Here is a 20,649-nt window from a genome sequence, read left to right on the forward strand (position 1 = left end):
ATGGAACAGAAATGGGTAGTCTTTTCACTTGAAGAAAATACGTACGGAATCGATGTGCAATCGGTCCGCTCAATCGAGCGACTTCAGCCAATCACACGCGTCCCGAACGCCCCGTCACACGTGAAAGGGGTCATTAATCTTCGAGGTGTCGTCACACCGGTCATCGATCTTCGTTTACGCCTCGGTTATGAAGAAATCGAACCGACGGATGAGACACGTATTTTAATCGCATCATTGAATCAAGGGGACGCGGGCTTTATCGTTGACCGGGCAAATGAAGTTGTCGAGAGTGATGAAGTGCGGATTGAACCGATTCCGGAGTCGAGTCGCGACATGATTTCAGCACACTTGACAGCAATCGCTAAAGGGGAAGACAAGCTCTTCTCGCTTCTCGATGCGAATGCGTTGTTTGAGGAACAATATGCTGAGTGAGTTTGAGCAAGATCTGTTAAAGGAACTGGGAAATATAGGGTCTGGACATGCGGCAACTGCTTTATCCGCCATGTTAGCCAAACCGGTGAACATCACGGTCTCTTCGGCCGAGATGGAGCCAATCTCCTATTTACCAGATCGGGTTGGTGGTCCGGAGCGACATGTCGCTTCGGTGCTACTCGAGTTAGACGGTGAGATTCGTGGTATGATACTTATTTTATTTGCCGTTGAAGACGCCGAACAGATGGTCTCGACACTGATCGGCATGCCGTTTTCATTCCAATCTGGTGATGAACTCGGACAATCGGCCTGGGAAGAAGTCGGGAATATTATGAGCGGTGCGTATGCACGGGCACTTGGTGATTGGTTGCAGACTCCAATCATGATCCAAGTACCGGCAACCGCAATCGATATGGCGGGATCAATCGTCGAGTTTGTCGTCACATCGGTTCAACCTGAGGAAGACGCCGCACTGTATATCGATACGACCTTTATGATTGATCAAAAAGTAAGTGCAGGACATGTGTTGTTCCTACCAACACATGGTTCACTCAAACGCATTCAAGAACGGTTGATTGGTCATGGCTGACGTTTTAAAAATTGGCATCGCCGAATGGAAGCAAACGACGGCACCGAATCGGTTACGGACAGCCGGACTTGGTTCGTGTGTAGGTGTCATCTTATATGACACTCGCCTCCAATTGGCGGCAATGGCGCATGTCATGTTACCCGACTCGACCATTGCGAGGAAGAATCAAGCGATTGAAGTAGGAAAATATGCGGACACAGCCATCGATACGCTCGTCCGTTCTCTTAAACGAGAGGGAGCGACACGGTTACAAGCAAAAATGGCTGGTGGGGCACAAATGTTTCAATTCAAATATGAGAATGAAGCGATGCGAATCGGCGAACGGAACGCCGAGGCGATTCGTCAAGCATTAAAGGTTCATCGGATTCCGCTCGTGGCCGAAGATTGTGGCGGTCATAACGGACGGACGATTGAATTCGATGTTGCGACATCGGTCTTATCGATTCGGACGGTGAGCGTAGGTACGAAAGAACTATAAGGGGGGATCGACATGACGACTCATCTTACACAGTTGTGGGATCGCTGGAATACGGACCGTGATATGGATACAGCAAACGAATTACTAGCACATTACGAGTTTCTCATCCACTACCACGTACAACGGATGATCGTGACGCTTCCAAAGAGCGTCGAACGCGACGAATTGAAAAGTTTGGGTTACATGGGATTGTACGATGCCCTTATGAAATATGATCCAGAGCATAATAATAAATTTGATACGTACGCTGCATTTCGAATTCGAGGAGCCATCATCGATGGGTTGCGAAAAGTAGACTGGTTGCCTCGATCGGTTCGTGAGAAAGTGAAAAAAATCGATCAGGCGGCAGAACAACTTGAACAGTCACTTCATCGCGCTCCGACGAAGAATGAGTTGGCGCTTGCTTGTGATCTTCCTGTTTCAGAAATCGAACGAACGATGGCAGAAGGGTATTTTGCTAATATGTTATCGATCGACGAGACCGTGACGTTACAAGAGGAAGGCAAAGTCATGTCAGTCACGTACTTCGACCCGGACTCCGAAAAACCGGAAGACACACTCCTTCAACGAGAGTTGATTGATGTGCTCGCGACAGAAGTAGACCATCTATCGGAAAAAGAACGGCTCGTCGTATCGTTATTTTATTTTGATGAATTGACATTGACTGAGATTGGGGAAGTGCTCGAATTATCGACTTCCCGCATTTCTCAAATCCATTCAAAAGCGTTGAAGACGTTAAAGCAGGCACTCGGACGGTCGTATTTAGAAGAAAAGACGTCGTAAGGAGATGAACAAGTGTATATTGTATATGTGATCACGGCTTGTTTGGTTGCTTACGGTTTTTTATTCGGATACCGTCAAGTCCAGACGTTACGAGAACGGATCGAACGACTCGAACGGGAGAAGCATGAAACGGAGACGTTGCTTCTCTCGTTCATGGAGTCGATGAACGACCTTGTCACGAAGGAACCGGTAGAGCGTAAAGCGGACGTTCGTCAGGAAGACTCGATACTTGTTGAAGCAAACGTTGAGTCCTTGTCCGATGAGTTGAATGAAGAGAACTCAACAACGTCGGTTGACGTAGACGATGTGTTACTGCGCCACTCGGTTCGAGACGCGGCCCGCATCCTCGGAAAAGGGGAAGGTGAACTCGCGCTATATGCGAAACTTCGTAAAAAGTGAGAGTTGCCGGATTTCGTGACATATGCTATAGTAGTTCTCGGTGTTAAACACATCACACACGTCTCGGGATGATATTCCTCGGTGCCGAAAGGTCGGAATACAACAATGAACGAGGCGGAGGACTTTTTTAAACCACAAGGAGGAAATTTATCATGGCAGTAATTTCAATGAAGCAATTGCTTGAAGCTGGTGTACACTTCGGTCACCAAACACGCCGTTGGAACCCAAAAATGGCGAAATACATCTTCACAGAGCGTAACGGGATCTACATCATCGACCTTCAAAAAACGGTCAAAAAAGTAGACGAAGCTTACAACTTTGTTCGTGAACTCGCGGCAGAAGGCGGAAACGTCCTCTTCGTTGGTACGAAAAAACAAGCTCAAGATACAATCAAAGAAGAAGCAATCCGTTCTGGTATGTTCTTCATTAACGAGCGTTGGTTGGGTGGAACACTCACTAATTTCTCAACAATCAAAAAGCGTATTAACCGCTTGAAGCAACTCGAAAAAATGGAAGAAGACGGCACGTTCGAAGTACTTCCTAAGAAAGAAGTCATCATCTTGAAAAAAGAAATGACTCGTCTTGAGAAGTTCCTCGGCGGAATCAAGGATATGCCTGGTGTGCCTGACGCCCTCTTCATCGTTGACCCACGTAAAGAGCGTATCGCAATCGCGGAAGCTCACAAATTGAACATCCCAATCGTTGCGATTGTCGACACAAACTGTGACCCAGATGAAATCGACTACGTTATCCCAGCGAACGACGATGCAATTCGTGCAGTTAAATTGCTCACTTCGAAAATGGCAGATGCGATCATCGAAGCGAAGCAAGGTGAAGAAGAAGTTGCTGAAGAAGCTGTAGCGACAGAAGCTGAAGCTACAGAAGCTGAGTAATCAGTGAGACAATAGGTGATAAAGGGAAAGCCTTTTATCACCTTTTTTTAGGACAAGTATTCAAAAAGCCTCGTGCTTTTTCTTAAAATTCGTAAGTTTTACAAGGAGGAATTTCCGATGGCAGTTACAGCAGCAATGGTAAAAGAACTTCGTGAAAAAACAGGAGCAGGAATGCTCGATTGCAAAAAAGCACTCGTTGAAACAGACGGTGACATGCAAGCAGCAATTGACTTCCTTCGCGAAAAAGGAATCGCTAAAGCAGCAGCAAAAGGTGATCGTATCGCCGCTGAAGGTTTGACAGCAGTAGCAGTTGAAGGCAACAAAGCTGTGCTCGTCGAAATCAACTCAGAAACAGACTTCGTTGCGAAGAACGAGAAGTTCCAAACACTCGTCAACAACGTAGCAAAAGCAGTACTCGCTTCAGGCGCAACAACTGCAGAAGCAGCACTCGCAGCTGATTACGAAGCAGGCAAAACGCTTGAAACGTACATTCAAGAAGAAGCTTCTACAATCGGAGAGAAAATCTCACTCCGCCGTGTAGCTGTTCTTGAAAAAGCTGACGACGCTGTATTCGGTACGTACCTCCACATGGGTGGTCGCATCGGTTCTGTAGTCGTAATCGACGGCACGTCTGACGAAACAGTTGCAAAAGACGTTGCAATGCACGTTGCAGCAGCACGTCCACTTTACGCGACACGCGATGAAGTATCAGCTGAAGAAATCGACCGTGAGAAGAAAGTCTTGACTGAGCAAGCTCTTAACGAAGGCAAACCTGCTAACATCGTTGAGAAGATGATTGCTGGTCGCATGAACAAGTACTTCGAGGAAATCTGCCTCGTAGACCAAACGTTCGTAAAAGACGGCGACTTCAAAGTTGGTAAGTATGTAGAATCTAAAGGCGGGAAAGTCAACTCATTCGTACGCTTCGAAGTAGGAGAAGGTATGGAGAAACGTGAAGAGAACTTTGCTGAAGAAGTTATGAACCAACTTAAAAAATAATCTGCGTCATCGTATATGATGCATTCAAAATTGGGAACACGTCTTTATAACCTTGAGTTAGTTCGTTAAGGGAGCGTGTTCCCTTTTTTCAAGCAAGAGGAGGCAAAGTTATGGAACCGAAATATAAACGAATTGTGTTAAAATTGAGTGGAGAAGCGCTCGCTGGAGATCAAGGTTATGGGATTGACCCTAACATTGTAAACTCAATCTCAAATCAAATTAAAGAATTGATCGAGATGGGTGTAGAAGTGGCCGTGGTTGTTGGTGCCGGAAACATTTGGCGTGGAAAGACGGGTAGTGAACTTGGAATGGACCGGGCAAACGCAGACTACATGGGAATGCTCGCCACTGTCTTAAACTCACTTGCCCTTCAAGACAGCCTTGAAACGTACGGTGTCCAAACGCGTGTCCAAACATCAATTGAAATGCGACAAGTTGCTGAGCCATACATTCGTCGCCGGGCAATGCGTCACCTTGAAAAAGGTCGCGTCGTCATCTTTGCAGCGGGTACAGGAAACCCATATTTCTCAACGGATACGACAGCTGCGCTTCGCGCTGCTGAAATCGAAGCCGATGTCATTTTAATGGGTAAAAACAATGTGGACGGCGTCTACTCTGCTGATCCGAAATTGGATGCCACTGCAGTGAAATATGAGTCGTTGTCATACCTTGATGTCTTAAAAGACGGGCTTCAAGTCATGGACTCAACGGCAACATCACTTTGTATGGACAATCACATTCCATTGATTGTATTCTCATTGCTTGAAGAAGGTAATATTAAACGTGTCGTACTCGGGGAACATATCGGGACGGTAGTAGGAGGAGTCAATTCATGAGTGTCAAAGAAGTATTGCAAACAGCTGAAGAAAAAATGGAAAAAGCGCACACGTCACTGAAACGTGATTTTGGTACGCTTCGCACTGGCCGTGCCAGCGCATCGATTTTGGATCCTGTTCAAGTTGATTACTATGGTGTTCCGACACCACTCAATCAAGTAGCAAACATCAATACACCAGAAGCGCGCTTGCTCTTGATTCAACCATGGGATAAATCAATGGTTTCAGAAGTAGAAAAAGCGATTCAAAAGGCAGACCTCGGCTTGTCTCCATCTTCTGACGGAACAGTCATCCGTTTGGCGATTCCTGCCTTGACGGAAGAACGTCGTAAAGAATTGGTTAAAATCACGAAGAAATATGCGGAAGAGGCGAAAGTCGCTGTCCGTAACGTTCGCCGTGATGCCAACGAAAACTTGAAAAAACTCGAAAAAGATGGCGAGTTAACAGAAGACGATCTCCGCGGATATGCAGATGACGTTCAAACGTTGACGGATTCGTATATCAAGAAGATTGATGAATCTGCAGCAACGAAAGAAAAAGAAATCATGGAAGTGTAATCACGGAAGTGGTATACCAAAAAGCTGTGTGGGGACCCTTTTTCTGAGAGGGTCCTTCTTTCATACAATCAGGAGGATAACAGAATGTTTAAATGGGTGAATCCTAAAACAAAAATCGAGGCAGAATTAAGTGTTCCTGAGCACGTAGCCATCATCATGGATGGAAATGGACGTTGGGCCAAAAAACGTGGTCTCCCTCGCATCATGGGTCACCGAGAAGGGATGAAGTCAATCCGTGAAGCGGTTCGGACAGCGCAAGAACTCGGGATTCAATCACTGACGCTTTACGCGTTCTCTACGGAGAACTGGACTCGTCCGGAAGAGGAAGTCTCATTCTTGATGAAGTTGCCGAAACAGTTTTTAGAGACCGATTTGAAGGAACTTCATGAACAGAACGTCCAGGTGCTTGTCGCTGGGGACACGACGAAGCTTCCACGCGAGACGCGGGAGGCTGTCGATCAGGCGAGAGAACGGACTGCTACAAATACAGGCTTGAAACTCGTCTTCGCACTCAACTACGGTGGTCGGGATGAGCTCGTCCAAGCGATGCGTAGCATTGCCGAGGATGTACAGTCTGGTATGCTAATGTCAGACGCCGTGGATGATCAGTTAATCGGTGAACGTCTCATGACTCACGTTCAAGATGTGGACCTCATCATACGTACAAGCGGTGAACAACGACTCTCAAACTTTTTACTTTGGCAAAGCGCATATGCTGAACTCCACTTTACAGAGGTATTGTGGCCGGAATTTAAGCGTGAGCATTTTGTAGAAGCGATTGAATCTTACAACGCGCGCACGCGACGTTTTGGTGGGGTGTAACATGAAGACACGAATTATTACAGGACTTTGGGCGGGCGCAATTTTTATTACCGTCATTGCACTCGGTGGTAACGCCTTTGTTTCTTTAATGGGGATTCTCGCCCTCATTGGATTGAGCGAGTTTACGTTGATGCGAAAACATAAACTGTTGGCATTCCCATTTTTAGTGACATCGCTCCTCGTTGCTTTCCCGTTCGTCTTGTTGTTACTGGAAACGCGAATCGTCACGGATGAGATGCCGTTCACGATTGAACAGTGGCTCGTATTAGGGCTTGTGTTATTACTGTTTTGGACGGTTGTCACAAAAAATCGATTCACATATGAAGATGCAGGATTCTATTTTGTATCCGCTGTCTACTTGGTCGTCGGTTTCTCAAGTTTCGCGCTCGTACGTCTATCTGACGATGGGTTGTCAAAAGTGTTGCTCATTTTGTTCATGATTTGGGCGACGGATTCTGGAGCCTATTTCACTGGAAAAGCGTTCGGGAAGGCAAAATTATGGCCCTCAATCAGCCCGAATAAGACGATCGAAGGGGCAATCGGTGGAATTGTATCAGCCATTGTACTCGGTATCATCTTCGTCTGGATCGATCCAATCTTACCAGTATTAGAAGTGATTATTTTAGCCATTGTCGTTGCTGTCGTCGGACAGCTCGGTGATTTGGTACAATCCGCTTATAAACGTCAGTTCGGAGTAAAAGATTCGGGTCATCTCTTACCTGGGCATGGAGGAATCCTTGACCGGTTCGACAGTATGATTGCGGTCTTTACCGTCATTTGGGTGTTTAATCTGCTATAAGAAGGAGTGTCGAGATGAAGCGAATTAGCTTAATTGGGGCGACAGGTTCGATTGGCGTGCAGACATGTGACGTCATCGAACAGCACCCCGACCTGTTTGAATTAGAGGCGTATGCGTTCGGCACGAACGTCGATGTCGCCACGGAATGGATCAATCGACTTAGACCAAAATATGTGTCGGCGACAAGTATCGAAGTACTCGAACAATTGAAGCCGCGCCTTACATATGAACCTCTATATTTCATCGGTCCTGAAGGTCTCAAAGAGTGTGCGACGGCAGAACGCGCGGATATCGTCGTGACAGCAGTCGTGGGAGCGGTCGGTCTCGAGCCGACGCTTGCTGCGATTCAAGCAGGAAAAGATATTGCACTCGCCAACAAAGAAACACTCGTTACGGCAGGGCATCTCGTCAAGGCGGCCGTGAAAGAACATGGGGTTAAACTTTTACCGGTCGATAGCGAGCATTCTGCCATCTATCAATGTTTGAACGGGGAACGAAGAGAAGATGTTTCAAAAATTATTTTAACAGCGTCTGGTGGAAGTTTCCGTGACCGTTCACGGGAAGAACTAGCCGACGTGACGGTTGAAGATGCATTGAATCATCCGAACTGGTCGATGGGGGCGAAGATCACAATCGACTCTGCGACGATGTTTAATAAAGGGCTCGAGGTGATCGAGGCACACTGGCTGTTCGATATCGACTATAATGATATTGAAGTCATCTTGCATCGGGAATCGATTATTCACTCGATGGTCGAATTTAAAGATGCGGCCGTGATGGCACAACTCGGAAACCCGGATATGCGGGGACCGATTCTCTATGCGCTTTCGGAACCGAAGCGGCTTGAAATTGAGGGGAATAAGCGGTTAAACTTGAAAGAAATCGGTAAGCTACATTTTCAAGAGGCTGATTTCAACCGTTATCCGGCACTTCGGTTAGCGTTTGAAGCAGGAAGAATCGGCGGCTCGATGCCGACAGTCCTGAATGCGGCCAATGAAATGGCAGTGGACCTGTTCCTAAATGGTCAGATCACGTTCTTAGAAATTGAACGACTCGTTGAAGAGGCGATGGCTCAACATGAAGTGATTGCCGAACCGACGCTCGAACAAATTCTAGAAGTGGACCAAGCAGTACGTCAACAGATTCAGCAAGGAATTGAAGGTGGGGAATAAATCATGACGACTTTTATCGCCATCGTCCTGATGTTCGGGGTTCTCATTTCTGTACACGAGTGGGGACACCTCGTCATGGCGAAACGGGCAGGCATTCTCTGTCACGAGTTTGCAATCGGATTCGGTCCGAAAATTGTTTCATTCCGCAAAAATGAAACGCTCTATACCATCCGTCTCTTACCAATCGGTGGCTATGTCAAAATGGCTGGGGAAGATTTCGAACCGATTGAAGTACGTGCAGGGCAACACGTTGGACTTCGTTTAACCGAACAAGGCACAGTAGATCGGGTTTATTTTCAGCCGGACACCGCTACGGATGTTCAAGTCGTCGGGACCGTCGATAAATTTGATGCGACGCATGAATTAAAAGTACAGCTCCTCATCGACGAGGAAGTGCGTGTCTATTCGTTAGAACGGGATACACTTCTTGTCGACCAAGGGATGGAAATTCAAATCGCACCGTATGATCGCACGTTCGGTGCCCAATCGGTATGGAAACGGGTCTTGGCGATTGCAGCCGGTCCAGCGATGAATTTCGTGTTAGCGTTCATCTTGCTCATTATCGTGGGTCTCGTTCAAGGAACGCCGACGAACGATGGTCAAATCGGTACCGTTCAACCTGATTCAGCCGCTGATGAGGCAGGGTTGATGAGTGGAGATGAAATTGTTTCGATTGAAGGCGAACCAGTCACGGATTGGCTCGACTTGCGCACGGCTCTAGCTGACCGCGCCGATACGCCAACAGACGTCACGTACGTCCGCGATGGTGAAGAGGCGACCGTCACCGTCACACCACAAGCGGTTGAACAAAATGGCGAAACGGTCGGGATTCTAGGTGTCACGAACGCATTAGAGCGTTCACCGGTCAAAGCCGTGACGACAGGTGCTGAGACGACGTGGACGATGTCCACCCTCATCTTCTCAGCCGTCGGTGATTTGGTGACAGGACAAGTTGGTGTCGATCAATTGGCAGGACCTGTAGGAATCGTACGGATGACAGACGAAGTGGCAGCGAGCGGTTTGATTATGCTGTTGAACTGGACAGCGCTCCTTTCTGTCAACCTTGCGATCTTCAACTTGCTCCCACTTCCGGCTTTGGATGGAGGACGATTGATCTTCCTCTTATTCGAAGCGGTGCGAGGGCGTCCGATTGATCCGAAAAAGGAAGGATTCGTCCACTTTATCGGGTTTGCCTTATTGATGATCTTAATGTTGATTGTCACTTGGAACGACATTCAATCATTCTTTAAATAAGCTGTTTGTAGAGAAGGGAAACGTTGAACTGTATGAAACAATCTAGATTGCTCATGCCTACATTGAGAGAAGTACCGGCTGACGCGGAAGCGGTCAGCCACCAACTTCTCGTCCGTGGAGGATTCATCCGTCAAAATGCGGCAGGAATCTATTCTTATCTTCCACTCGGACATAAAGTGTTACACAACATCCAAACAATCATCCGTGAAGAGATGAATCGTGCGGGTGCACAAGAGTTATTGATGCCGGCCATCCAACCGGCAGAACTTTGGGAAGAGACAGGACGTTGGGGCATTTATGGTCCTGAGTTGATGCGCTTGACTGACCGCCATGACCGTCGCTTCGCACTCGGTGCGACACACGAAGAATTGATCACATCAATCGTCCGAGACGAGCTCAACTCGTATAAAAAACTTCCGATGAACTTGTATCAGATTCAAACGAAGTATCGCGATGAACGTCGTCCGCGCTTTGGATTGCTTCGAGGACGTGAGTTCTTGATGAAGGATGCATACTCATTCCACGCGACACAAGAAGACTTAGACGAAGAATATACAAACATGTATAACGCGTACTCACGCATCTTTGACCGCACAGGTCTTAAGTATCGTCCGGTCGTCGCAGACTCTGGAGCAATCGGCGGGAAAGATACGCACGAATTCCAAGCGCTCGCTGATATCGGTGAAGACACGATTGTTTATACCGATTCATCGAACTATGCGGCGAACATTGAAATGGCAGAAACACTCGACCGTTATGAGATGCAACAAGCTGACGTACGTCCTCTCGAAAAAGTGGACACGGAAGAAAATCGCACGATTGAAGATGTGGCAAAATTCTTGAACGTCGATCCAAAGACGACCATCAAATCTGTCCTATTCAATGTGGATGGAGAGACGGTGATGGCAATCGTCCGTGGCGACCACGAAGCGAACGAGGTCAAAGTGAAGAACGCACTCGGTGGACTCGATATTCAACTCGAAGATGAGGCAAGAATCGTCGAGTTGTTCAAGTGTGCACCAGGTACGCTCGGACCAATCCATGCGCCAGTTAAAGTCGTTGCCGACTATGCGGTCAAGTATCTCGTGGACGCTGTTTGTGGAGCGAACGAAGCAAACACGCACTACACAGGCGTAAATGCTGAGCGTGACTTAGGAGAATTGACTTATCATGATTTACGTTTCGTCGTCGAAGGCGATTTAGCACCTGACGAGTCGGGTCCTGTTCGTTTCGCTCGCGGAATCGAAGTCGGACAAGTCTTCAAACTTGGGACACGTTATTCAGAGGCGATGGGAGCGACATTCTTAAACGAAGAAGGTCGTGCTGAACCACTCATCATGGGTTGCTATGGAATCGGTGTGTCACGGACACTTTCTGCCATCGTCGAACAACATCATGACGATCGTGGAATCATCTGGCCACGAAACGTGGCGCCGTTCGATCTTCATTTGATTGCAATCAACACGAAAGATGAGGCGCAAGTTGAACTTGCAAATCGTCTTTATGAAGAGCTCGGCCAAACGTACGATGTCTTGTTCGATGATCGAAAAGAACGAGCGGGCGTCAAATTTGCCGATGCAGACTTGATCGGTCTTCCGATTCGCGTCAACGTCGGGAAAAAAGCCGGTGAAGGAATCGTTGAAGTAAAAGTACGTGCCACAGGCGAAGTGATTGAAACTTCAATCGACGAATTGAAACAAGTCATCACTTCAAAATTTAGCGAAGTTCATTAATTAATGGATGAAGGTGACAGCGTAAGCGGTCACCTTCATTTGTCGAATTGGCATAAAGGGGGAAAGACGGACCCGTGGAAGCAAATCAAAAGATGCAACTATTATTAAGTGATCTTGGGATCACGACTGAGACAGACTTGTTCGACGAAGCGGAACTCTCACGACTCGTCGTCAATAAAAAACGACGCACGTGGACGTTTTATTTTACATTTCCTACAGTCTTACCGTACGAGGTCCATCAATTGTTCATGAGTCGGTTAGAAAATCGGTACGCGACGTTCGCTGATGAAGTGTACGCGCGGTTCTCGACAGCAAAAGGTGGGAGCGAGCAGGACTATATCGACTACTGGCCACGAATCGTTAGTGAATTGAGTCAAGTGTCCGGAGCGATGCGAAGCTATTTCGGATCGGTCTCACCGCGATTTGAACAGAATAAATTGTTGATCCCGGTACGCTCTGGACCTGAGGCGAGCTATGTGGACAAAGAGCTCTGTCAAGAAGTCCAAGCGCTCTATAGCGCTTATGGGTTCACGAAAAAACCGTGTCAGGCACACTTTTCTGAAGACGCCGAAGCCAGTCAGGCTTTACGTGAACAAGTGGTACAAGAAGATATCGAGCAAGCGAAAATGGCGCTTGCGGCACAATTCGCTAAAGCGACGGAAACGAATGACGAGCCAATCACAGAGATTCGGATGGGTGCGCTCATTAAAGATGAGATTGTCCCAATCAAGACGATCATCGAAGAAGAGCGCCGCGTCGCGATTCGTGGTCTCGTCTTCTCTGCGGAGCGAAAAGAGCTGAAGAGTGGGAAAAAGCTATTCACTTTCAAAATGACCGACTACACCGATTCGCTCATCGTGAAAGTGTTTGCGCGCGATGACGATGACGATCGGATGCTCAGTGCCGTCAAGAAGGGCATGTGGATTCAAACGGCAGGACGAGTCGAGGATGATTCGTTCATGCGTGAACTATGCATGATGGCGTCGCAACTCCAAGAAGTGAAAGTCGAGCCACCCCGAGATGAGTGGGAAGGTGAGAAACGGGTCGAACTCCACGCACATACACAGATGAGTCAAATGGACGCAGTCACGAACGTGTCCGCTCTCGTCGCGCGTGCCGCTAAGTGGGGACATCGTGCGATTGCCATCACCGACCATGCTGGTGTCCAAGCGTTCCCGGAAGCGTATTATGCCGGGAAGAAAAACGACATCAAAGTGTTGTACGGAGTCGAGGCGAACGTCGTCAATGATGGCGTCCCGGTCGCATATCATCCAAGTGATGTGTCATTAGATGATGCAACATACGTCGTCTTTGACGTCGAGACGACGGGACTTTCTGCCGTCTACAATAAAATCATCGAGCTCGCAGGTGTCAAAATCAAGGACGGAGAGATTATCGACCGCTTTGAGGCGTTCGCTGACCCGAAACATGCGTTGTCGGCGACGACAATCGAGTTGACGGGAATCACGGATGACATGGTGCAAGGACAACCTGACCCAGAAGTCATCACGAAACAGTTCGTCGAATGGTGTGGTGACAGTATCCTCGTCGCCCATAACGCATCGTTCGACATGGGCTTCCTCGAGGCGACACTTCGGAGCGGAGGTCATGAACCGGATGATTATCCGGTCATCGATACACTCGAGCTGGCTCGTACGTTGATGCCGACCTTGAAGAATCACCGACTAAACACGCTTGCGAAGCGATTCGATATCGAATTGACTCAGCATCACCGTGCGATTTATGACGCGGAAGCGACAGCGTATTTATTGATGAAACTTCTCGACCTCGCCAAACAGATGTTTGAGATGACGACGCATCGCTCGTTGAACGCCAAAGTCGGGAGTGACGTGTCGAAGATTCGTCCGTTCCATGCGACGATTTATGCGAAAAATAAAAAGCCGGGACTTCGTCACCTATATGAACTCATTTCACTCTCTCATATCGATTATTTGTATCGGATGGCACGGATGCCGCGGTCAGAGCTCGTGAAGCGTCGTGAAGGACTATTGATTGGTTCGGCTTGTGACAATGGTGAGATTTTTGACGCTGCTTTGAACAAGTCGGATGATGAGCTCGAGAAGATGATGTCGTTTTCTATCACCATTTGATTGATAAAGAGATTGTCGCGAATGAGATGGAGCTCCGTGAGATCATCAAACGAATCATCCGTGTCGCGGAGAAAGCCGAGTTGCCGGTATGTGCGACAGGAAATGTGCACTATCTGGACCGGTCCGACCGTTCGTATCGTGAGATCTTGATTCGTACCCAAGGTGGGGCGAACTTCATCAATACACGTAAAGAGTTGCCACATGCCCACTTCCGGACGACAAAGGAAATGATGGAAGAATTCAAGTTTCTAGGTGACGACTTGGCACGTGAAATCGTCATCACGAACCCGAATGCGATTGCCGATCAAATCGAATCAATCCAAATCATCCCGGATGACTTATATACGCCCAAAATTGAAGGCGCGGATGACGAGGTTCGGAATATGAGCTACGATATGGCCCGTTCGATTTATGGAGATGAGCTTCCTGAGATCGTTGAGGCACGTCTAGAAAAAGAATTGAAATCGATCATCGGCCATGGATTCGCGGTCATCTACTTGATCTCACATAAACTCGTTAAGAAATCTCTAGACGATGGGTACTTGGTCGGGTCGCGTGGGTCGGTCGGGTCGAGTCTCGTCGCTACGATGACAGAGATCACCGAGGTCAACCCGCTACCGCCGCACTACGTCTGTCCAAACTGTCAACATTCGCACTTCTTCAACGACGGGTCTGTCGGTTCGGGATATGACTTACCGGACAAAGAGTGTCCGGAATGTGGCACATGGTATACAAAAGATGGACATGATATTCCGTTCGAAACGTTCCTTGGATTCAAAGGGGACAAAGTACCAGATATCGATTTGAACTTCTCGGGTGAATATCAACCACATGCCCACGCTTATACAAAGGTATTGTTCGGAGAAGAATATGTATATCGTGCCGGTACGATCGGAACGATTGCCGATAAGACGGCATATGGGTACGTGAAAGGATATGCGACCGAGAACGACAAGATTTATCGAAACGCGGAGGTCGATCGTCTCGTCTCCGGGGTCACCGGCGTGAAACGGACGACGGGGCAGCACCCGGGTGGAATCATCGTTGTCCCTGACTATATGGACATCGCGGACATCTCACCGATTCAATATCCCGCGGATGACAATTCGTCTGAATGGAAGACGACACACTTCGACTTCCATTCCATCCATGACAACTTATTGAAGCTCGATATTCTCGGGCACGATGACCCGACCGTCATTCGGATGCTCCAAGACTTATCCGGGATCGATCCGAAAACGATTCCGACAGATGATCCGACCGTCATGAAAATTTTCTCCTCGCCAGAAGTACTCGGAGTGACACCGGAACAGATTGAGTCGAAAACCGGCACACTCGGGATTCCTGAGTTTGGGACGAAGTTCGTCCGTCAGATGCTTGAAGAGACGAAACCGTCCACGTTCTCGGAGCTCGTTCAGATTTCAGGTCTGTCTCACGGGACGGATGTGTGGCTTGGAAACGCGAACGAACTGATTTATAACGGGACGTGTGAACTGAAAGACGTTATCGGTTGTCGTGATGACATCATGGTCTACTTGATTTACGCAGGGCTCGAACCATCGTTCGCCTTCAAAATCATGGAGTCCGTCCGTAAAGGAAAAGGTCTCACAGACGAGATGGAGTCAGAGATGCGAGAGAACGACGTGCCGGAATGGTATATTTCTTCTTGTAAGAAGATCAAATACATGTTCCCGAAAGCGCACGCGACGGCATACGTCTTGATGGCCGTCCGGATCGCGTATTTCAAAGTGCATCATCCTATCCTGTACTATGCGACCTACTTCACCGTGCGCGCCGGAGACTTTGACTTATCTGCAATGATCAAAGGCCCTCAAGCCGTCCGTAAAGCGATGTCGGATATTCGGGAAAAAGGCTTCGATGCGACAGCGAAAGATAAAGGACTGCATACGGTCCTCGAACTTGCCCTTGAGATGCTTGAGCGGGGCATGAAGTTCCAAAACATCGACTTGTATCGTTCAAGCGCGACAGAGTTCTTGATTGAGGACAATACGTTGATTCCTCCATTCAATGCGGTCGATGGGCTCGGGACGAATGCGGCAAAAGCGATTGTCGAAGCGAGGGAGGAAGGACAGTTCCTTTCGAAAGAAGATTTACGCAAACGAGCGAAGTTGTCGAAAACGGTCATCGAGACACTTGATACGATGAAATGTCTTGAAGGCTTGCCTGATGAGAACCAACTCTCATTCTTTGATTTTGGGGTGTAAGTTGCGATTTGTCGGGAAAATATGATATATTGGTATCGAACAAAGTTGGATACTACGACGGAAAGGAGTAGGGAACCCTACTCCTTTCTTGTATGTAAAAGCCAGAAGGAGGGATGAGAGTGTCCAAAATAACAGAAGTCGTTGAATCGATTGCGTTGCCAATCGTCGAACGAGAAAACATGGAATTGGTCGATGTGGAATTCGTAAAAGAAGGTCCAGACTGGTTCTTGCGCGTTTATATCGATAAACCAGGGGGCGTCGATTTAGACGATTGCGTCAATATCAATGAACAACTCTCGGAAAAACTGAACGAAACCGATCCGATTGAACAGGCTTATTATCTTGATGTCTCGAGTCCTGGTGCGGAGCGTCCGCTGAAAAAGCCGAGTGATTTCGAACGTGCTGTAGGCAAAAACGTCTACATGAAAACGTTCGCTCCGATCGATGGTGCCAAAGAGTTTGAAGGAATTTTGACGGCATATGATGGGGAAACGGTCGTGATCGAGACACGCATCAAGACGAGAAAAAAAGCGGTATCGCTACCGGTAGACAAAATTGCACAAGCCCGCTTAGCGGTCACGTTTAGTTAAGGAGAGGGAAGAAGATGGGTCCACAATTACTCACTACAATCGATCAGATTGCCAAAGAAAAAGGAATTGACAAAAATATTATTATCGACGCTCTCGAACAAGCGCTCATTTCTGCATATCGCCGAAACGTCGCGAACCCGAACGAGCATGTGAAAGTCGAATTCGACCAGGTGACAGGAGACATTCGTGTCTACGCACTTTTAGAAGTCGTCGAACGTCTCACACAACCAGACCAACAGCTCTCGCTTGAGGAAGCACATGAAATCGACCCGAACTATGAGCTCGGTGATTTCCATAAAGAAGAAGTCACACCAAGTGATTTCGGACGTGTCGCAGCGATGACGGCGAAACAAGTCGTGACGCAGAAGATGCGTGAAGCGGAGCGTGAACGCATCTACAACCACTTCGCAGATAAAGAAGACGAGATCATGACAGGGATTGTGGAGCGTTTTGACCCGCGCAACTTGTATATCGGTCTTGAGAACAATATCGAAGCAGTCCTCACTCCGAACGAACAAATGCCGAACGAGTCGTATCAGATTCACGACCGAATCAAGGTATACGTGACGAAAGTTGATTCGACGACAAAAGGTTCAGGTGCTGCGATTCAAGTGTCGCGTACGCATCCGGGACTTTTGCGCCGTTTGTTCGAGCTTGAAGTACCTGAGATTTCAAACGGAACAGTCGATGTCATGTCTGTATCGCGTGAAGCAGGTGACCGTTCGAAAATTGCTGTGCACTCGGATATCGTTGACCCGGTCGGCGCATGTGTTGGACCGAAAGGACAACGTGTCCAAACAATCGTCGACGAGTTAAACGGTGAGAAAATCGATATCGTTCGCTGGTCTGAAGACCCGAAAGAGTTCGTTCGAAACGCACTCAGCCCGGCGCAAGTCGTTGCCGTCTATGTCAATGAGCCTGCGAAGTCGACGACAGTCGTCGTACCGGACTACCAATTGTCACTCGCGATTGGAAAACGTGGTCAAAACGCTCGTCTCGCAGCGAAATTGACTGGTTGGAAAATCGACATTAAGAGCGAGACAGATGCGGAAGCACTCGATTTGTTCGATACGTTCGCTGAAAAAGTTGAATCAGAACCAGAAATTGTTCAAAATGAAGTTGAACAAGACTTATCAGATGCTTCAGTTGAAACAGCTGTGGTGAAAGAAGAGGAATGACCATGAAGCAAAAGAAACTTCCTTTGCGTAAGTGTGTGGTCACACAAGAAATGCTCCCAAAGAAAGAATTGATTCGTGTCGTTCGAACGCCTGAAGGTGACGTGGTCATCGATCAGACGGGTAAAGTGAACGGTCGCGGTGCCTACTTATCAAAAGATATCGATGTTGTTCGTCAAGCAGAGAAAAAACGGACGCTCGATCATCATTTGAAAGTGAAAACGAGCGATGACTTGTATGAGCAGTTGAAAGCTGCCGCAGGTGACGAATCATGAGTCAGTGGGAATCATTGTTAGGCCTTGCCGCTCGAGCAAGGAAAGTAACGATGGGAGAAGAGTTTGTATTAAAGGATGTGCGAGCGGGTCGTGCCAAGCTGGTTATTCTAGCCGGAGATGCAGGTGCCTCGACGAAAAAACGAGTCACCGACAAGTGTGCATCTTATCAAGTGCCGCTGATTGAAGTGAGCGATCGCTATACAATCGGTGCTGCACTCGGTAAAGATATGCGTGTCGTCGTATCGGTGACAGAATCCGGATTTGCGAACAAGCTTAAGCAACTTCTCTCTTAACTATTAACGGAGGTGGATGCTTTGGGAAAACGCGTCTATGAATTTGCAAAAGAACAGAATGTAACGAGTAAGCAAGTCATTACTCAACTAGAAAAATTGAACAAACCGGTGAAAAACCACATGGCCGTCCTCGATGATGAGACAGTCAAACAGTTGGACCGTGTGTTCAATCCAGAAAAATATCGTGCTGAGAAGCAAGCTGAAGCGAAAGCGACTTCAACTTCGAACGAGCCGAAACAAGAGAAAAAAGAACAGTCACGTCCGCAAACGACGCAACAAAACCGTGGCGGTCAAAACAACCGCGGTGGTCAAAATCGTAACGACAACCGCAACAACGATCCACGCAATAAAAAACGTGGAAAAGGGAAAGGTAAAGGCAAGCCGGTAAAAGCGGCTGTGCCACAAGAAGCCGATCCAAATTCGAAGACAAGTCAGCGTAAAGCGGCTCGTCTCGCTCAAGAAGCAGAGATGGGGAACGTCATCAAGTATGAGGATGTGCTCAGTGTCTCTGACCTCGCAGAGAAAATGAACAAAAAACCAAACGAAATCATCATGAAGTTGATGGGTCTTGGTGTGATGGCGACAATCAACCAGACACTCGATGACGAAACAATCGAGTTGCTCGCTTCAGAGTTTGGTTTTGAAGTAGAAAAGGAAGTCGTCGTCGATGAGACAGACTTCGAAACAGTTGAGATTGACTTCTCACAATATGATCTTGAAGAGCGCCCAGCGGTCGTTACAATCATGGGTCACGTCGACCACGGTAAAACGACACTCCTTGACTCGATTCGTAACACGAAAGTCGTTGCAGGAGAAGCGGGTGGGATCACGCAGCATATCGGTGCGTACCAAGTGTCTGTAAACGACAAGAAAATCACATTCCTCGATACGCCAGGTCACGCGGCGTTCACAACGATGCGTGCACGTGGTGCGGAAGTGACAGATATCGCCATCATCGTCGTTGCGGCTGACGATGGCGTCATGCCACAAACAGAGGAAGCGATCTCGCACGCGAAAGCAGCGAACGTTCCAATCATCGTTGCGGTCAACAAAATGGACAAAGAAGGGGCAAACCCTGACCGTGTCAAACAAGAGTTGACAGAGTTCGGTCTCATTCCGGAAGAGTGGGGCGGCGAAACGATTTTCGTTCCGATCTCTGCGATTAAAGGTGAAGGAATCGATGAGTTGCTCGAGATGATTCTTCTCGTATCTGAAGTCGAAGAATACAAGTCGACGCCAGACATGCCAGCTCGTGGATCAGTCATCGAAGCAAAACTCGACAAAGGTCGTGGACCTGTTGCAACGCTTCTCGTTCAACACGGTACGCTTCGTATCGGTGACCCAATCGTTGTCGGTAGCACGTTCGGTCGCGTCCGTGCAATGGTCAACGACATCGGTCGTCGTGTGAAACAAGTCGGTCCATCTACACCGATTGAAATCACAGGTTTGAACGATGTCCCACAAGCCGGTGATCAGTTCATCGTGTTTGAAGATGAGAAGAAAGCACGTGCAATCGGGGAAAAACGTTACCAACGTTATCTCGAGTCACAACGCCGTGAATCAGCGAAAGTCAGCCTTGACGATTTGTTCAGCCGTATTCAAGAAGGTGAAGTGAAAGACTTGAACGTCATCATTAAAGCAGACGTACAAGGTTCAGCTGAAGCATTGGCTGGTTCACTTCGCAAGATTGATGTCGAAGGCGTCAAAGTTAACATCGTTCACCAAGGTGTCGGTGCCATCACAGAAGGTGACGTCATTCTCGCATCAGCTGCGAACGCCGTCATCATCGGTTTCAACGTACGTCCTGACGGTAACGCCCGTTCGATGGCTGAACAGGAAAATGTTGAGATGCGTCTCCACCGCATCATCTACAACGCGATCGAAGAAATCGAGAGCGCGATGAAAGGGATGCTTGACCCTGAGTTCGTCGAAGAAATCACTGGTCAAGTCGAAGTCCGTGACGTCTTCAAAGTATCGAAAGTCGGTACGATTGCAGGTTGTTATGTGACTGAAGGTAAAATCACACGTGACGCTGGTGTCCGTGTCATTCGTAACGGAATCGTCGTATATGAAGGCAAGCTCGATACGCTTCGCCGCTTCAAAGATGACGTAAAAGAAGTTGCGACTGGTTATGAGTGTGGGATTAAAGTAGAGAAATTTGATGACATCAAAGTAGAAGATGTTATTGAAGCGTTCGTCATGAAAGAAGTCGAACGGAAATAATGTGAGGAGGG

19 protein-coding genes and 1 pseudogene are annotated in these 20,649 nt (G+C 47.9%); all 20 read left to right on the plus strand.

The window, feature by feature from the left end; translation table 11 throughout:
• The 20 genes and pseudogenes from ON063_RS00325 to infB all read left to right on the plus strand — a co-directional run bounded on the left by ON063_RS00325 (window position 1) and on the right by infB (window position 20,638).
• A complete protein-coding gene (locus ON063_RS00325) occupies window positions 1-432 on the plus strand; it encodes a chemotaxis protein CheW (RefSeq protein ID WP_074034681.1) in 432 nt (143 codons plus the stop codon).
• Window positions 422-1,021 carry a chemotaxis protein CheC gene (locus ON063_RS00330; protein ID WP_214691834.1) on the plus strand — a complete coding sequence of 200 codons (600 nt, stop codon included), beginning with the start codon at window positions 422-424 and terminating at the stop codon, window positions 1,019-1,021. Before ON063_RS00325 ends, ON063_RS00330 begins: the two co-directional genes overlap by 11 nt.
• A complete protein-coding gene (locus ON063_RS00335) occupies window positions 1,014-1,499 on the plus strand; it encodes a chemotaxis protein CheD (RefSeq protein WP_074034679.1) in 486 nt (161 codons plus the stop codon). The genes ON063_RS00330 and ON063_RS00335 overlap by 8 nt, the downstream gene beginning before the upstream one ends.
• Window positions 1,500-1,511: 12 nt before the next feature.
• On the plus strand, window positions 1,512-2,282 hold the full coding sequence (locus tag ON063_RS00340) for a FliA/WhiG family RNA polymerase sigma factor (protein WP_274663868.1): 771 nt from the start codon (window positions 1,512-1,514) through the stop codon (window positions 2,280-2,282).
• A 12-nt stretch (window positions 2,283-2,294) separates the two neighbouring features.
• Window positions 2,295-2,681, plus strand: a complete 387-nt coding sequence (locus tag ON063_RS00345; RefSeq protein WP_274663869.1) for a hypothetical protein — start codon at window positions 2,295-2,297, stop codon at window positions 2,679-2,681.
• Window positions 2,682-2,833: 152 nt separating this feature from the next.
• Window positions 2,834-3,574, plus strand: coding sequence for a 30S ribosomal protein S2 (rpsB, locus tag ON063_RS00350; protein ID WP_015881415.1), 741 nt, complete (start codon window positions 2,834-2,836; stop codon window positions 3,572-3,574).
• A 117-nt stretch (window positions 3,575-3,691) separates the two neighbouring features.
• Window positions 3,692-4,573 (plus strand): translation elongation factor Ts, encoded by an 882-nt coding sequence (gene tsf / locus ON063_RS00355; protein WP_074034676.1) that lies wholly within the window; start codon window positions 3,692-3,694, stop codon window positions 4,571-4,573.
• A 110-nt stretch (window positions 4,574-4,683) separates the two neighbouring features.
• Window positions 4,684-5,409: a UMP kinase gene (gene pyrH, locus ON063_RS00360; RefSeq protein ID WP_074034675.1), complete on the plus strand. Its 726-nt coding sequence runs from the start codon at window positions 4,684-4,686 to the stop codon at window positions 5,407-5,409.
• Window positions 5,406-5,966: a ribosome recycling factor gene (frr, locus tag ON063_RS00365; RefSeq protein ID WP_074034674.1), complete on the plus strand. Its 561-nt coding sequence runs from the start codon at window positions 5,406-5,408 to the stop codon at window positions 5,964-5,966. The genes pyrH and frr overlap by 4 nt, the downstream gene beginning before the upstream one ends.
• 84 nt (window positions 5,967-6,050) lie before the next feature.
• On the plus strand, window positions 6,051-6,788 hold the full coding sequence (locus tag ON063_RS00370) for an isoprenyl transferase (RefSeq protein ID WP_214745435.1): 738 nt from the start codon (window positions 6,051-6,053) through the stop codon (window positions 6,786-6,788).
• A gap of 1 nt (window position 6,789) precedes the next feature.
• Window positions 6,790-7,587, plus strand: coding sequence for a phosphatidate cytidylyltransferase (locus ON063_RS00375; protein WP_214745433.1), 798 nt, complete (start codon window positions 6,790-6,792; stop codon window positions 7,585-7,587).
• A 14-nt stretch (window positions 7,588-7,601) separates the two neighbouring features.
• Window positions 7,602-8,759 carry a 1-deoxy-D-xylulose-5-phosphate reductoisomerase gene (gene dxr, locus ON063_RS00380; RefSeq protein ID WP_274663870.1) on the plus strand — a complete coding sequence of 386 codons (1,158 nt, stop codon included), beginning with the start codon at window positions 7,602-7,604 and terminating at the stop codon, window positions 8,757-8,759.
• A gap of 3 nt (window positions 8,760-8,762) precedes the next feature.
• A complete protein-coding gene (gene rseP, locus ON063_RS00385) occupies window positions 8,763-10,013 on the plus strand; it encodes an RIP metalloprotease RseP (protein ID WP_214691840.1) in 1,251 nt (416 codons plus the stop codon).
• A 32-nt stretch (window positions 10,014-10,045) separates the two neighbouring features.
• Window positions 10,046-11,746 carry a proline--tRNA ligase gene (locus ON063_RS00390; RefSeq protein ID WP_274663883.1) on the plus strand — a complete coding sequence of 567 codons (1,701 nt, stop codon included), beginning with the start codon at window positions 10,046-10,048 and terminating at the stop codon, window positions 11,744-11,746.
• Between the two features lie 74 nt (window positions 11,747-11,820).
• Window positions 11,821-16,082: pseudogene (locus tag ON063_RS00395) on the plus strand (PolC-type DNA polymerase III).
• A 113-nt stretch (window positions 16,083-16,195) separates the two neighbouring features.
• The gene (gene rimP / locus ON063_RS00400) at window positions 16,196-16,672 is read left to right on the plus strand and encodes a ribosome maturation factor RimP (RefSeq protein WP_193343250.1); all 477 of its coding nucleotides are present in this window, start codon (window positions 16,196-16,198) and stop codon (window positions 16,670-16,672) included.
• Window positions 16,673-16,686: 14 nt separating this feature from the next.
• Window positions 16,687-17,850: a transcription termination factor NusA gene (nusA, locus tag ON063_RS00405; protein ID WP_214691843.1), complete on the plus strand. Its 1,164-nt coding sequence runs from the start codon at window positions 16,687-16,689 to the stop codon at window positions 17,848-17,850.
• A complete protein-coding gene (rnpM, locus tag ON063_RS00410; RefSeq protein WP_214875499.1) occupies window positions 17,847-18,122 on the plus strand; it encodes an RNase P modulator RnpM in 276 nt (91 codons plus the stop codon). Before nusA ends, rnpM begins: the two co-directional genes overlap by 4 nt.
• Window positions 18,119-18,415, plus strand: coding sequence for a YlxQ family RNA-binding protein (locus ON063_RS00415; protein ID WP_015881428.1), 297 nt, complete (start codon window positions 18,119-18,121; stop codon window positions 18,413-18,415). The genes rnpM and ON063_RS00415 overlap by 4 nt, the downstream gene beginning before the upstream one ends.
• A gap of 21 nt (window positions 18,416-18,436) precedes the next feature.
• The gene (gene infB, locus ON063_RS00420; RefSeq protein ID WP_274663871.1) at window positions 18,437-20,638 is read left to right on the plus strand and encodes a translation initiation factor IF-2; all 2,202 of its coding nucleotides are present in this window, start codon (window positions 18,437-18,439) and stop codon (window positions 20,636-20,638) included.
• The last annotated feature ends 11 nt before the right edge of the window (window positions 20,639-20,649 follow it).

Source organism: Exiguobacterium sp. B2(2022), from assembly GCF_028823655.1.
Classification (GTDB): Bacteria; Bacillota; Bacilli; order Exiguobacteriales; family Exiguobacteriaceae; genus Exiguobacterium; species Exiguobacterium aestuarii_A.